This window comes from Labedella gwakjiensis, assembly GCF_003014675.1.
In the GTDB taxonomy this organism is placed as follows: Bacteria; Actinomycetota; Actinomycetes; order Actinomycetales; family Microbacteriaceae; genus Labedella; species Labedella gwakjiensis.
Map to the genome: position 1 here is coordinate 2,236,781 of NZ_PYAU01000001.1, position 14,496 is coordinate 2,251,276.

Sequence of the window (14,496 nt, forward strand, 5' to 3'; positions counted from 1 at the left end):
CGGATTCCTTGGAGGTCGCCGATGGATACGGGTCCGAGGTATGGTCTCGACGGCTTTTCGGGCATCAGGGGCTCTCCTCGGAGTGGGTCACGGAGTTCGGTTGTAACGGTTGCTTCGATTCTCCCTGAAGTCCTCGATCCGATAGTGGCTTTCCTCATTCTCGTACTCGAGGATGTCGCGGCGACTCCACCCGTTCTCGAGCGTCGCGATGATGCGGGTGTCACGCCACTGGTGGTCGGGGATGTGGCCGAAATCGAAGGCGCGTCGGACCGGCATGGTCATTCCCGGCGTGCCCGGCGGCACGAGCTTTCCCGTCTCGGGGTCGAATCGCATGGGCGTCCCATCGGGATAGCGTCGGCAGGGGACGACCGTGTCGTTCGGCTGTGTGACGAAGTCCCCCTCCCGGTTTCGATCGGCCCCCGCGATGATGTCTCGCGCCACCTGCACGCGCAGCTTCACTCGTCGCTTGACATCCGGGTTGGCGTCGACCGCGTCTCGAACCGCAGGGTCCGCGTGTAGGGCGTCCAACTCGTCCGAACGGAAATCCTGTCGGCCCTCGGCTTCGACCGCAGAGATGATCGCCTGCGATTCCGGTGAGAGGGTCTCCACGATGGAAGGGTCGAAACGGCTCGTGGAGCCATCGGCCGTGCCCCGAGTGCTGGCATCCGCGCCGTCCTGGCCAGCCTTGTCGGGCGACGGAGGTGAGGTGACGGGTGAGTCGGTCGACGGAGTATCGCCTGACGACGCATCTGCCTCCGGCGTCTTCGGGTCGGCGACGTCCTCCGGGCGGATCGAGGCGTCCCAGTTGGTGGCATTGGGCTCGTTCGGGGGCCAGGCGGAGCGGGTTCCTGTCTGGGCGTCGATGGACCACACCGTGTCGCCGTCGAAGTAGGCGTTGAACCAGTGGCCGTCTCCCGTGGAGCGGTCGATGCCGACGACGCAGTGGGATCCGGCGCCCATCTCGCGGAGGGAGTCCGCGATCTGGTCCGGGGTCATCGGCGTCTGCGGGTTTCCGGTGCGCGCTTCCATCTCGGGGACACCGAGCGTGCCGGTGGGGGCCTCGCTCGACGGGTTCCCGTTGAGGAAATCGTTGAGGATCGCCGAGGTGTTGCCGCAGTTCGTCGCGTAGCCGTTGGCGGGATCGAACGGATCGAAGTTCGGGTTGATCTCGGCGAGGGCCGTGTCGATCTCCGCGGTGGTCCGCTCGGTCGAGTTGCTGCCCTCCGGAGTCTCCGGCGTGTTCGCGTCGGGGGAGGTCGCGTCGGGCGTCCCGGGAGCGGCCGGCGTGTTCGCGTCGGGCGTCGGCGACGACGGGGTGTTCGAGCTCGGGGATGAGGGTGCGTTCGACGACGGTGCGGACGGGGTCGCAGGCGAGGCGGGGCCGGTCGGCGACGTCGGGGTGCTCGGGGCCTTCCCGCCGCTCGCGCCGGCGTGCAGACCGACCACGCCGGCGGCTCCGGCCGCAACGGCTCCCGCCGCAGCGGCATCGCCGGCGTCGAGCACATCGGGGTCGACCGTCTGGTCGGGGTTCGCCGCGTCCGACTCCGGCGTGTTGGAGTCGGGAGTCTCGGCGTCCGGGGTCGCCGCGTCGGCGGCGACGGCGGACTCGAAGGCACTCGTATCGACAGCGGTGTTCGCGTCGGGGGTGCTCGTCGAGGGGGAGGACGGCGTGGCCGACGCGCCACCGGCCACAGCGGCTCCGGCCGCCGGCGCGGACGACGGGGACCCGTTGCCCGGCGTGGAGTCCGGGGTCGACGGAGTCGTGTCCGGGGTGGTCGTGTCCGGAGTGCTCGCGTCCGGGGTGGACGGGGAGCTCGTGTCGGGTGTCGACGGGGTCGCGTCGGGCGTCGAGGGAGTGCTCGCGTCCGGAGTCGACGGCGTCGCGTCCGGGGTGGACGGGGTGCTCGTGTCGGGCGTGGACGGCGTGCTCGAGTCCGGCGTCGAGGGGGCGCTCGTGTCCGGAGTCGACGGCGTGCTCGTGTCCGGTGTGGAGGGCGTCGTATCCGGTGTGGAAGCGTCCGGCGTCGAAGCGTCCGGCGTGGACGCATCAGGGGTGGACGGCGTCGAGTCCGGCATGGACGGCGTTCCGCCGTCGCTCGACGGGGAGGACACGTCGGGAACGCTCGGCCCGTCGGCGGTGGAGCTGATGTCCACGCCGGTACCGTCGGGGGCGTCGCCCGCGGGGATGTCGACGGAGGTCGAGGAGTCGACCGATGTCGAGGCGTCGCCCGCGCCGTCCACGATGGGGGCGTCTGGAGCGTCGGGGCTCGTGCCGCCGCCGGCAGCGGGGGCTGAGCTCGACGGAGCGCCGCCGCTGCCCTGCGGGGCCGCCGGAGTGTTCATGTCGGGGGCGCTCGGCGCGTCCGCACCGGACGGGCCGGTGGGGGAATCGGGGGTGCTCGAGGCGGGCACGTCGACGGTGCTCGGGCTCGAGGTGTTGCCACCGCCGGTCGAGGGGGAGCCCGGCCGCGTGCCGCCGCCGACGGGGCGAGCCACGCCGCCGATGAGGGCTCCGAGGCCGGCTGACGAGATCGGGTCGAACGGCACGCCGCCGACACCGGACTGGACGAGACCGTCCGTGAGGCCGTCGACGGCCCCCTCTCCGGCGCCGAGGGCGGTGTTCATGGCCACGCGGGTGGTGCCGGAACGGGAACCGACGCGGAGGATGTGCGCACCGCCGTCGCCGACGCGACCGCTGATGCCGCCGCCCGCGAACGAGCCGAGGCCGACGGTGAGGAGGTTCTGGGCGCGCTCCGGGCTCGCCACGTTCACGGCGGCCTGGACGGTGACGGTGGCGATCGCGCTCTGCGTGCCCTCGGCGAGAGCCCTGAGGAGGATCTTGGCGGCCATGGCGTTCATCCGCGTGAGCGTCACGAGCTTCTTCACGAGCTCGGCGATCTTGAGGACCCACTTCATGACGGTCACGGCGATCTTCGCGACGACGGCCGGGGCGCCGAGGCCTCCCGTGGCGATCGAGAGGAGGGCGCCGAGTCCGAGGTCGACGGCGATCTCCGCGGCCATCTGGCCGAGGAACCACGCGATCTCCTCCCACATCTTGTCGACGGCCTTCTGCTGCTCCGAGCAGACGAAGCTGAGCCCCTCGCCGGTGCCGGCGGCCTTCGCGATCTGGTCGAGCTTGTCGGCGATCTTGTCGCGGGAGGCCCGGATGTCCTCCGCTTGCGGGATGTCCATCGAGGCCAGGTTCGTGAGCGTGCCCTCGAGCTCGCTCTTCGCGCTCGAGATGGACGTGCTGAACTCCGACCACGCCGACGCGGCGTCGCTGAGCTTGCCCGTGTCGGCGTCGGGGAGGACCACGCCGATCTGGGCGAGGGCGTCCATGACGAACTCGCCGAACTCGCCGAGGGGCCCCTCCGGGCCGGGCGCCTTGGCGCTCGGGACCGAGAACGTGGAGGCCGCGGCGGGGGTCGCAGACGGGGAGCGGGAGGGAACGGGCTCGAGGGTGCCGATCGTGCCGGCGTCCTTATAGGCGTTGGCGGTGTCGCCGAGGAGCGTGTCGAGGGCTCGCAGCGCCTGGGCGTAGGATCCGGCGGCGTTGAGCGTGTTGACGGCGCCGTCGTTGTAGCCGTCGATGAACTCCTGGGCCGACTCCTCGTTGCCGGCCATGCCGCCGGTGCCGGCGAGGGCCGACTGGGCGGTGCGGGCGGCGGAGTCGAGCTTGACGGCGACGCGGTAGAGATCGTCGCCGTCGAGCGCGAGGCGCGACGGAGTGACGCGGACGAACACGGACACGGTGACCCCCTAGGCCAGACTCGCGGCGGTCTCGGACCACGCGGTGTCGAGGTTCTCGACCGTGGTCGAGTACGCGGTGTGGACGGCTTTGGCGAGCTCATGCAGGCCGGCTGCGCTGTCACTGAGGCCCTGGGCGCCCACCGACCAGGCCTCGAAGCTCGAGAGGAACGTCATCATGGCGGGACCCTGCCAGTCGGCGGGGAGCATGTACGCGAATCCGCCTGCGCCCTGCTTGAGGGCGTCGCAATACGTGACGAGTGTCTCCATCTGGGTGACCAGCTGCTGGAGGGACGCGAGGTCGACCTGCTGCTCAGACATCGCTCGACTCCCCGTCCTCGGCACCGTCCGCGGTGGCGGACGTGGTCGGCTCGCCCTTGCCGTTGGTGGTCTTGGCCGCGATCATCCCGCCGCCCACGAAGGACGCGTAGCCCTCCGACTGCAGCTCGGCGTCGGCCCCGGCCTCCTCGCGCGGCGCCGACGAGTTCTGCGATGCGGCGACTCGCTGGGCGAACGCCGAGGCGCCCCCGGCCTGGCTCACCGTCGACTGGCGGCGGTTGGCGAACCCGCCGGACAGCCCGGCCTCGTTGCTGATGTACCCGGCCTCCGCCATGCGGAGCTGGCCGGCCAGGCCGCTGAGGGCCGCGCGGACGAGCAGCGCGCCCTCCTCGTACTGGCCCCAGAGCTCGACGAACTTGTCGGCGTCGGCCCCCTGCCATGTGCTTCCCGCGACACTCGAGACGGTCGCGCTCGCCGTGGCGAGATTGCTGTCGAACGTGGCGACGACGCTGTCCAGAAGGGTGGACACTTCGCCGAGCGAATTCGCTCGGACGCGGTACTGCACCATGTCTCAGTCCTCAGCTTTCGTGACGGGAAGGGGCACGGCGCGGACCAGGATGTCCGCGCCCGACCGGATCAGGCCCGGAACAGACCGGAGATGGACTGCTCGGAGTCCTCGTAGGTGAGCGAGGCCTGGTTGAGCAGGTCGCTGATGCCCTGGAGGGACTCCTTCAGCTGCAGGGCCGACTGGTCCCACTGGCTGTAGAGCTCGTTGAAGCTCTGCGAGGCCGTTCCCGACCAGTCGCCGCCGACGAGGCCGTCGACGAGGCCCTTGAGGTTCTGCAGCTGCGACTCGATCGACTGCGAGCCGGACGACAGCTGGCCCGCGACGCCGGCGAGCGATTCTGATGTGACCTTGATGTCGGCCATGGCGATCCTCCACGTTCTCGAATGATGGGGGAGTGCCGGCGCGGCGACGACGAAGGCGTTGGGCCCCTCACCGCCAGTTCGGCTTCTCCAACTGGGTCGAGCCTAAGGTGGACCCCGTACACCGACAAGGTGGAGAGGTACCCATCGGCCCCTCACTGGGGGTGCCGGGCACCCGGCGGGTCAGAATCCGATGACGTCGAAGTAGAAGTCGGCGCCCATCCACACGCGGTCACCGACGGCCAGGGGGACGGCGCGACCGGTGACGAGCGGTGTGGTCCGATCGCTGCGCTCGACCTCGGTGCCGTTGGCCGAGCCGAGGTCGACGACGGCGAGGCCCTGTGCGCTCTGCTCGATACGCACGTGCGCGCGGGAGACGGAACGCGACGGGTCGTCCACCTGGACGGCCGCGACCCGTGCGTCGGTCGCCGCGACACCCGGGTTCCGGCCGACGATCGCGGGGGCTCCGATCGCGAGGGTGCGACCGGTGCTGAGCTTCACGTGCAGGGTCGTCGGGGCGTTCGACGGAGTCGGCTGCGCCGCCGCGGCCACGGACGGCGGCGTGGGAGCCTGACCGGGTGCGGGGCTCGGCGTCTGTTGAGCGGCCGGGGCCGAGCCCGTGGGGGCTGGGGGCGCCGGAGACGACGACGCGGCAGGCCCGTCCGTCGCAACGGCGTCTCGGTTCTCCGGGGCCTTGGCGCCGAACGCACCGGGCAGCGGGACGCGGCCGATGCGGCGCTTCTTCTTCTCGGGAGCATCGGCGAGCGGCTGAGCAGGGGCCGGCGGCGCGGCGGGCGCGGCGGCGGGTGCGCCGAACGGCGGAGGGACGGACGCCACGAGCTGACCGCAGTTCGCGCAGAACATGCTGTTGGGACGCAACTCCTCGTCGCAGAACTGACAGCGCGCTGACATGTGTGAAAAGACCCCCGGTCGGTGTGCGAGCAGGCTCGGCGACTCCGAGTCTAGACGCCCGTGCGGCACCCGGTCCGCTCGTAGACTCGGGGAGTGACGTCGACCCCCGCAGCCCCGCTCTGGGCCGGTCGCACCCTCGTCCTCCTCGGTGTCGTCATCGCCGCCGCGAACCTCCGCACCGCCGTCGCGGCGCTGTCGCCGATCGTCGGGGCGGTGAGCGAGGACATCCCCCTCGACTCCGTGGGTCTCGGTCTCCTCGGCACCCTGCCGCCGCTCTGCTTCGCGATCTTCGGGCTGCTCGCTCCCGTGCTGCAGCGACGACTCCGTCTCGAGATGCTCATCGTGCTCCCGCTCGTGGCGATCCTCGCTGGACACCTCCTGCGTGCCGCGGCGCCGTCGTACCTCCTCCTCGCGGTCGGAAGCGCGCTCGCCTTCGCCGGGATGGGGGTGGCGAACGTCGCGCTCCCACCGCTCGTCAAGAAGTACTTCCCCGACCGCATCGGTCTCATGACGAGCGTGTACGCGACGGTCATGTCGCTCATGACGCTCGTACCGCCGCTCGTCGCGGTGCCCGTCGCGGACGCTGCGGGATGGCGGATATCGCTCGGACTGTGGTCGGTGTTCGCCGTCGCCGCCCTCGTGCCCTGGATCGGACTTCTGCTGCGCGAGCGCGCGGGGCGCGGCCGGCCGGCCGCCCCGACAGACGACACCGCGTCGATCGCGACCCTGCCGCCCGCGTCGGCCGGTCGGACCATCCGCTCACCGCTCGCGTGGGGGATGGCCCTGCTCTTCGGCACCACGTCGCTCAACGTGTACGCCCTCTTCGCGTGGTTGCCGCAGCTGCTCGTCGACCAGTCGGGAGTATCGGATGCCGAGGCCGGCACACTCCTCGCGTTGTACGCCGCGGTCGGGTTCCCGGCATCGATCATCGTGCCGATCCTCGCCGTACGTCTCCGGAGCGTGGTGCCGCTCATCGCTGCGGGGATCGCCTTCTACCTCGCGGGGTACCTCGGGCTGATCCTGTGGCCGGCGACGGGTACGTGGGTGTGGGTGGCCCTCGCCGGCGCCGGACCGCTGCTGTTCCCGTTGACGCTCGTGCTCATCAACCTGCGGACGCGGTCGAGCGCCGGTGCCGTCGCGCTCAGCGGATTCACGCAGGGGGTCGGGTATCTCGTCGGCGCCGTGGGCCCGCTCGTCTTCGGTGTGCTGCACGAGGCGACGGACGGGTGGACGGCGCCCATGGTCTTCCTCGTCGCCACGGTCTGCACCATCACGGTGACGGGGGCGCTCGTCGCGCGCCCCCGCTTCCTCGAAGACGACTGGACCCGTCGACCCTGACCGAGAGCGGGGTCAGCCGGCGTGGATGGGGGCGTGGTCGCCGGAGGGGAGGAGCTGCTCCTTCGGGCCGCGGATGAAGACGATCGCGACGACGGCGGCGATGACCATCCCGACGGCGGCCGCGACGAACGCGGCTGAGTATCCGTTCACAAGATCCACGGCCGACGTCGCGCCCGTCGCATGGCCGGACACCGTCGCGTAGATGGTCGTGAAGATGGACAGACCGAGCGACCCGCCGATCTGCATCGACGCGTTCGCCGTGGCGCTCGCCGCGCCGGCGTCGTGCGGCTCGACGCCCGAGAGCGCCACGTTCTGGAGCGGGACGAACAGCAGCCCCATACCGATGCCGAGCACGACGAGTCCCGGCAGCACCTCGACGAGGTACGACCCGCCCGGAGTGATGCGGCTGAGCAGCAGGAGCCCGACGGCGCCCACGATCGGACCGGCGATCATGAGCGGGCGGGGGCCGATCCGTGGCAGCAGTCGCGTCGCGAACGGCGCGACGGCCGCAATGGCGACGGTGAGGGGCAGGGTCGCGAGACCCGCGATGAGCGGGGCGAAGCCGAGCACGATCTGCAGGTGGAACGTGAGGTAGAGGAGAGCGCCGATCATGACGCTGCCGGCCACGGCCTGCAGGAGGAAGGCGCCCCCGCGCACGCGGTGAGCCACGACCCGGAGGGGGAGTAGCGGCTGTGCGACGCGGGACTCGATCCACACGAACAGCACGAGGAACCCGACGCCGGCCGCGATGAAGCCGATCGTGTCGGCGCGCGCCCAGCCGTTCTCCGCGAGGGTGAAGCCGTAGACGAGGCTGCCGAGGCCCGCCACGACCGTGATCGTCCCGAGGACGTCGTAGCGGTTGTCGCCTTCCGCCTTGCTCTCCGTGAGGAGGAGGGAACCGGCGATGAGGCCGACGAGCACCACGGGTGCGTTCACCCAGAGGCACCAGCGCCAGTCGGCGAACTCGGTGAGCAGACCGCCGAGCACGAGACCGACAGCCGCGCCCGCTCCGGCCACCGAGCCGAAGACCGCGAACGCGGTGTTGCGGTCGCGACCGCCGGGGAAGGTCACCGTGAGGAGCGCGAGGGCTGCCGGTGCCATGAGCGCGGCGAACAGACCCTGCACGCCACGAGCGGCGATGAGGTCGAGGCCGCCCTGGGCGAATCCGCCCCACACGGACGCGAGGCCGAAGCCCACCATGCCCACGAGGTAGGTGCGCTTGCGCCCCCAGTAGTCGGCGATGCGGCCGCCGAGGAGGAGCAGCGCGCCGAACGCGAGGGCGTAGGCGGTGATGACCCACTGGCGCTCGGTGTCGCTGAGACCGAGGCTGATCTGCGCTTGGGGCAGCGCGATGTTCACGATCGTGCCGTCGAGCACCACGATGAGCTGCGTGAGCGACAGGATGACGAGGATCCACCAGCGGTGGATGGGGCGGGCGGCGCGGCCTGCCCGGGCGGAGACCGTGGGCGACGATCCGGTGGAGGGGTGTGCGGGCTGCGGAGGCGCGACGGACACGAGGGAACCTTTCGATGGGGCTGGACGGTGACGGGGTTTCCAGCCCGGATCGACGCGGCTTCCGCCGCGGGGTTCGACCACTCCGACTCGACGTCGGACTCCCCGATTCTACCCGATCCCCTGTCGCCGTGTAACCGTCGTCGCTCTCCCCCGCCCCTCCCCATACCCCAAAAAGATCGCGATACAGCGTGGAATTTCGTGCCGTATCGCGATCTTTTTGGGGTCTTGGGAGAGGGAGGAGGGGGGCAGGGTCAGGCGCGGATGTCGGGGACCTGGACCGGGGTGTACTCACCGTCGCGGAAGAGCACGCCGCCGCCCGCCGGGGTCTTGCCGAGCATGAACTTCGGGATCTGCGACGCGAACGCCTGCGTTCCCGTCATCGAGTTCGACGGCGACAGGACGATGCCGCGGCGCGCCTTCTTCGCCTCCACGTACGGCCCTCCGAAGATGCTCGACACCGCCTCGGTGGTCAGCGCCACGATGAACACGACGTCCCGCTTCGCGCCGATCAGCGCGTGTTCGAGGGGCGAATCGCGCAGTGTCTCCACGTCGTCGACGACGACCGTCAGCGGCTTTCCCCCGGCGCCGGCCACGAGCTCAGCAACAGCCTCTGGGCCAGCGGAGGTGTCGGACAGCACGGTCACGGAGTGCCCGGCAGCGACCTCGGTGAGGCTCGACGCCTTCGTCGCGACCACCGCGACGGGGACCGACGACCACGCCAGCTGGTGGACGATCGCGGCGAGCGTGGACGAGCGCCCCGTGCCGCGGTCTCCCACCACGACGAAGCCACCGTCGTCGGGCCAGTCGAGCGTGTAGCGGGAGAGCGTGTCGCCGCCCACACCCACGACGGGCAGCTCCGCCGCGCATCCCGCCGCCCGCGGCAGCGCGTACGCCGACGAGAGGGCGACGTACGACGGCAGCGGGTCGACGTGGAACGGCTGCGGCAGCTCCGCGAGCTCGGGGAACGCCGCGAAGTGCTCGGTCACGTGCGACACGATCGCGCGCAGCGTCGCCGTCTGCCCCTCGCCGGAGGAGTCGCGGCTGATGAGCGCGAGCTGCGCCTCCGTGCCGTTCGGGCCGAACAGGGCACGGCCCGGCGGCATGTTCGGCGGCACCTCGCGGATCATGATCCCGGCTGCGCGGTAGTCGTTCACGTCGCGCATGGGGAGCACATACTGCGTGTCGATGAAGCTCGACACCTTGTCGCCCGAGACGCTGCGGTCCGCCGACACGATCACACGGATACCCACGGCCGGACCCTCGCGCAGCACACGCATGAACTGCTCGCGGAACGCGATGAGCTCGTCGGCCGAGAGCGTCGAGGCGAGTCGTTCCCACCCGTCCACCACCACGAGGGCGAACGGCAGCGCCTCGGCCGGATCGACGATGCGCCGCTGCTCCACGATGTTGCCGACGCCCGAGCGCGAGAGGGTGTTCTGCCGGATGCCGAGCTCCTCCACGAGCCGGGCCATGAGGCGCGGGAGGCGACCCTGCTCGAGGGCCGTCACGACGGCCCCGGTGTGCGGGGACTCGGCGAAGGGAAGGAGGGCACCGTTGCCGTAGTCGGCGATGTAGAGGTGCAGATCGGCCGGCGTGAAGTTCTGGATCGCCTGCGCGAGCACGGTGCGCAGCGCGCTCGTGCGGCCCGAGAGGGCACCGCCGAAGAAGAGGAGGTGCGAGTCCGTCGCGACGTTCCAGGTGAGCGTGCGCTGCGTCTGCTGCGCCGGCACGTCCTCCGTTCCCAGCACGATCTCGCCGTCGGCCCGCGACTCGGACGCGAATCGGTCGAGCGTGAGCAGCGTCGGCAGCGGGACGAGCCACGGAGACGGGTTCTTCTTCACGCCCATCGTGGCGCTCGCCTCCCCGATGAGGTTCACGAGCGCGCGGAGGTCGGTGTCGTCCTGGTCGAGGATCGCCTGCGGCGACGCGGAGTCGGACGCGAAGCGCGGAGGGAAACCGAGGGTCGACCAGTCGAGGGGAGCGTGCGGCGGCAGCACCTTCCGGCTGCGCTGGACTCCCGGGCGGATGCCCGCGACGCGCGCCGTCTGGAACGACACGGGAGCGGTGCCCGCGCCCGTGCGCACGTAGCCGCGTCCCGGGGTGGATGCGCTGATGAGCGCGGCCTCGCCGCTGCCGAGAACGTCAGCCGAGTCGCTCCGGTCGGTCACGCGAAGGGCGACGCGCAGGTTGATGTTCGACTGCATCTCCGGCGTGATGACGCCGGACGGCCGCTGCGTCGCGAGCACGAGGTTGACGCCGAGCGAGCGGCCGACGCGCGCGATGCGCACGAGCCCGTTGATGAAGTCGGGCAGCTCCGTCTTGAGCTCGGCGAATTCGTCGATCACGATCATGAGGCGCGCGAGGCCGTTGCGCGCCGCCGCGTCGGCGTCCTTCGACCAGGCGGAGTCGATGTCCTTCGCACCGAGATCGCGCAGCACCCGCTCGCGTCGCTTGAGCTCAGCATCGAGCGAGGCGAGCGCTCGCTCCGTCTCGCGCGCGTCGAGGTTCGTCACCATGCCGACCGTGTGGGGGAGCCGCTCGCAGTCCGCGAAGGCCGACCCGCCCTTGTAGTCGACGAGGACGAAGTTGAGGGCGTCCGGCCGGTTCGCCATCGCGAGCGAGACGACGAGAGCCTGCAGGAACTCCGACTTTCCGGAACCCGTCGTGCCGGCGACGAGGGCGTGCGGGCCGTCCGTCACGATGTCGAGCGCGAACTCGCCCTCTGCCCCTGCCCCGACGACGACGTACGTCTGCCGCGGCGCCACGGTCCAGCGGTTCACGAGCACGCTCGGATCCTCGAGGTCCACGCCGAGCAGCTCCGTGTATCGGACGCTCGTGGGGAGGAGTCCCTCGTCGCCCGCTCCGCTCACGTGCACGATCGAGCAGAGGTTGCGCGCGATGGTCTCGGCGCTGCCGAGGGACACGCCGTCGAGGAGGACGCTCGGGTAGTACACGTCGTCCGTCTCGAACCGCGCGAGGCTGTGGTCGCCGGGATCGACGGCGACCACGGTCGCGCACTCCTCCGGCAGGCGGGACCGGTCGGAGTCGATCGCGATCACGTGGATCCCGTACGTGGCTCCGGACGCGAGCAGCTGCACCATGCCCGGGAGCATGCGGTAGCGGCGGGCGCCGTCGATCACGACGACGACGTGCGAGTCGAACGCTGTCCGGTTGCCGGCGCGCATGCGGGCGTCGAGCATCGCCGTGACCTCTCGGAGGCGCTCGCGACGCGTGTCGTCGGTGTTGCCGATGAGGGACACGACGCTCTCGCCGAGCTGGAGGTGCGGGAGCCACTGCGCCCAGCCCCACTCGGAGGCGCCATCGGCGTCGCACAGCACCACGAGCTGCAGGTCGCGCGGCGAGCGCAGCGCCGCGAGCGACGTGAGCATGGCACGGAGCGTCGAGCGCGTCACGTCGTCGGGTCCGGCGATCCCGACCACCCCGGCGGCGAGGTCCGCCGAGACGGGAGCGGGCGAGACGCCGACCCTCCGCTCCGCGACCCTGTCCTTCTGGGAGCCGCCCTCGAAGCGGACGTCGAGGTCCACCTCGGTGACGCCGAGCCGCACCTCGAGCGCGTCCGGGTCGCCGATGCGGCGCTCCCACAGCCGCGAGAGCGGCCGGTTCGCGATGTCGCGCACGATCACGGGGTCCGGACGCCGGTACCAGGAGTCGAGGCGCTGCTCCTTCACGAGCAGGTCGATGCGCGCCTTCGTGTCCTTCACGTCCTGGATCCACTGCGCCTCGGTGCGCTCGCCCTTCCGCTTCTGGAGACGCTTGTTCGTGATGAACGAGCCGATCACCATCACGGGCGACGCCGCGGCCATGAGCAGCATGACGGGACGCTGGAAGAGGAACGCCATCGTGACGCCGAGGATCACGGGGATCACCGCCGACAGCCACGGCAGCGGCGACGCGTCAGACTCCTCTGGCTTGTCACCCGGCAGCTGCACGGCCGGCTGGGGCCGCTGCGGTTGGATGCGGGAGGGGCGGTTGAACGCGCGCATGCCCCGCCCGTCGGGCGCGATGTCCGCGTCGGAGGCCGGGGCGACGCCGATGCGGAACAGGCCGCTGCCGATCTGCACGAGGTCGGCGGGGACCACCGTCACGGCGCCGGCGCGTTCCTCCCCGTTGACCCACACGGGGGAAGCGGCGGAGACGGACGCGGTGAGGGCGCCGCGGCGTTCGCCGTCGCCGGCGTCGAGGGTGATCGTGGCGTGCTGCTCGGCGAGCCACGGGTCGGCGATGCGCACGTCGGCGGTCGCGCCGCTTCCGATCGTGAGGGAACCGCCGGGGCGCAGCGCGATCGTCTCGCCCGAGAACGGCCCGCCCACGACCTCGAGGCGCGGCCAGCCGGCGGGGAGATCGCCGGCGTCCGCCCGGGGGAGCGATGTGCCCGTGAGAAGCGCGCCGTTGAGCACGCCGGCCTGCGCGATCGCCGTATCGGGAGCCGTGTTCACGAGTTCGCCCGGCGCGATCTGCAGCGATTCGGCGATCTCGGCGACGGTCGTGGACTCGTCCACCTTCAGGAGCCACGAGCCGGCGGTGCCCGAGTGGGGATTCTGGACGCTCAAGCGCAGGGTCATCGGGAGGGTGCTCCATCCGTGTGGGCTGTGAGGAGAGGAGGGGGGAGACGCCGCATCATCCGTCGGCCCGATCGAGCAGACGGATGAGGGAGTCGAAGGGACTGGTCTCGTCCGCCGGGGCGTCCTCGACGGGGATGCGTGCCGGGACGACGGTCTGCGCCTCTCCCCGGCCGCGCGCGTCGGCGGGGCCGGGCAGCGGGGCCGTCGCGAGCGAACCCGTCACGAGCGTCACGCTTCCGGTTGCCTGCTCGCCGTCCTTCGTGACGACGGAGAAGGAGAACTGGTCGACGGGAGCGCCGGACGAGCGGAACTCGGCCGTGCCGTCGCCGCGGCAGACGACCGTTCCGAGCACGGCGGCGCCGCACCCGGAGACGACGGGGTCGTCCTCGCCGTTCGTCGCGACGAGCGAGGCGAGATCGATCTCCGTCGAGCCTTCGCGCCCCGCGCTCACGACGGTGTGCAGGGCGACGAGGGTCGACGGTCCCGTCGCGTACAGCGACACCGTGAGCGTCGCGTCCGTCGACTCCTGTCCGAGGTCGTCGACCGCTCGGACGGTGAGCTCGGCGTCGCCGGTGAAGTCGGGGGCCGCGGCCAGGACGAGGTGGGTCGACGTGACACCGAGGGTGCCGGCGCTCGCGGGCTCCACGCTCCCGGCGACGACCCTCGGCCCGTTCTCGGCGCCGCACAGCGTGCACGAGATGCCGAGATCGGAGAGGGGGATCAGCACCCGGGATCCTTGAGCGAAGGGCGTCGGGTAGGTGCGCGACTCGATCGCCGGTGGTTCGGGAGGAGCGAGCCCCACCCGATAGACGACCGCGAGCGTTGTGCGGCCGGTCGTGAGGGTGACCGGTACGTCCTGCCGCTCGAACTCCGGGTCGAACTCGGGGGCCGAGAAGGTGAGTGTGGTCGGTTCGCACGTGATGCCGACGCCCTCCGGGGCGGTGATGGCGCCGCAGTCGGCGATCGTCCACCCCTCGGCCGGTGACACGTCGATCTCCGAGCGGTAGGGGATGTCGACGACGGTGATGCCGCTCGGCTCCGCGGCGGCATCGACCGCCGCGACCGCCGTCGTCGCAGAGGCGCCCGAGAGCGCAGTGCCCGAGAGCAGGGTCCAGACGAGGAGAGGAACGGAGAGCGCGCGGCCGAGCCGCGGCAGCGTCCTCGCCTGGTCGCTCATGCGTCGATCCACCCCTCC

At 71.3% G+C, this 14,496-nt stretch carries 9 protein-coding genes; 1 reads left to right on the plus strand and 8 read right to left on the minus strand.

Translation table 11 applies throughout. From position 1 onward, the window contains the following. Positions 1–87 precede the first annotated feature (87 nt). From CLV49_RS10620 to CLV49_RS18350, 5 genes are all read right to left on the minus strand, one after another. Positions 88–3,750, minus strand: a complete 3,663-nt coding sequence (locus tag CLV49_RS10620; protein WP_106563518.1) for a GH-E family nuclease — start codon at positions 3,748–3,750, stop codon at positions 88–90. Positions 3,751–3,759: 9 nt separating this feature from the next. Continuing rightward, the gene (locus CLV49_RS10625) at positions 3,760–4,068 is read right to left on the minus strand and encodes a hypothetical protein (RefSeq protein WP_106563519.1); all 309 of its coding nucleotides are present in this window, start codon (positions 4,066–4,068) and stop codon (positions 3,760–3,762) included. Further along, on the minus strand, positions 4,061–4,594 hold the full coding sequence (locus CLV49_RS10630) for a WXG100 family type VII secretion target (protein ID WP_106563520.1): 534 nt from the start codon (positions 4,592–4,594) through the stop codon (positions 4,061–4,063). The genes CLV49_RS10625 and CLV49_RS10630 overlap by 8 nt, the downstream gene beginning before the upstream one ends. 68 nt (positions 4,595–4,662) lie before the next feature. Beyond that, positions 4,663–4,956 carry a WXG100 family type VII secretion target gene (locus tag CLV49_RS10635; RefSeq protein WP_106563521.1) on the minus strand — a complete coding sequence of 98 codons (294 nt, stop codon included), beginning with the start codon at positions 4,954–4,956 and terminating at the stop codon, positions 4,663–4,665. Between the two features lie 180 nt (positions 4,957–5,136). Continuing rightward, positions 5,137–5,865, minus strand: coding sequence for an FHA domain-containing protein (locus CLV49_RS18350; protein ID WP_158261951.1), 729 nt, complete (start codon positions 5,863–5,865; stop codon positions 5,137–5,139). Between the two features lie 93 nt (positions 5,866–5,958). Here CLV49_RS18350 and CLV49_RS10645 point away from each other — a divergent pair, with 93 nt between their 5' ends. Beyond that, positions 5,959–7,203, plus strand: a complete 1,245-nt coding sequence (locus CLV49_RS10645) for an MFS transporter (RefSeq protein WP_106563523.1) — start codon at positions 5,959–5,961, stop codon at positions 7,201–7,203. Positions 7,204–7,215: 12 nt separating this feature from the next. Here CLV49_RS10645 and CLV49_RS10650 read toward each other — a convergent pair whose 3' ends face one another. From CLV49_RS10650 to CLV49_RS10660, 3 genes are all read right to left on the minus strand, one after another. Continuing rightward, positions 7,216–8,718 (minus strand): MFS transporter, encoded by a 1,503-nt coding sequence (locus CLV49_RS10650; RefSeq protein ID WP_243696610.1) that lies wholly within the window; start codon positions 8,716–8,718, stop codon positions 7,216–7,218. 251 nt (positions 8,719–8,969) lie between these two features. After that, on the minus strand, positions 8,970–13,289 hold the full coding sequence (locus CLV49_RS10655; RefSeq protein ID WP_158261952.1) for a type VII secretion EssC family protein: 4,320 nt from the start codon (positions 13,287–13,289) through the stop codon (positions 8,970–8,972). Positions 13,290–13,356: 67 nt separating this feature from the next. After that, positions 13,357–14,478: a hypothetical protein gene (locus CLV49_RS10660; protein WP_106563525.1), complete on the minus strand. Its 1,122-nt coding sequence runs from the start codon at positions 14,476–14,478 to the stop codon at positions 13,357–13,359. Between the last annotated feature and the right edge of the window lie 18 nt (positions 14,479–14,496).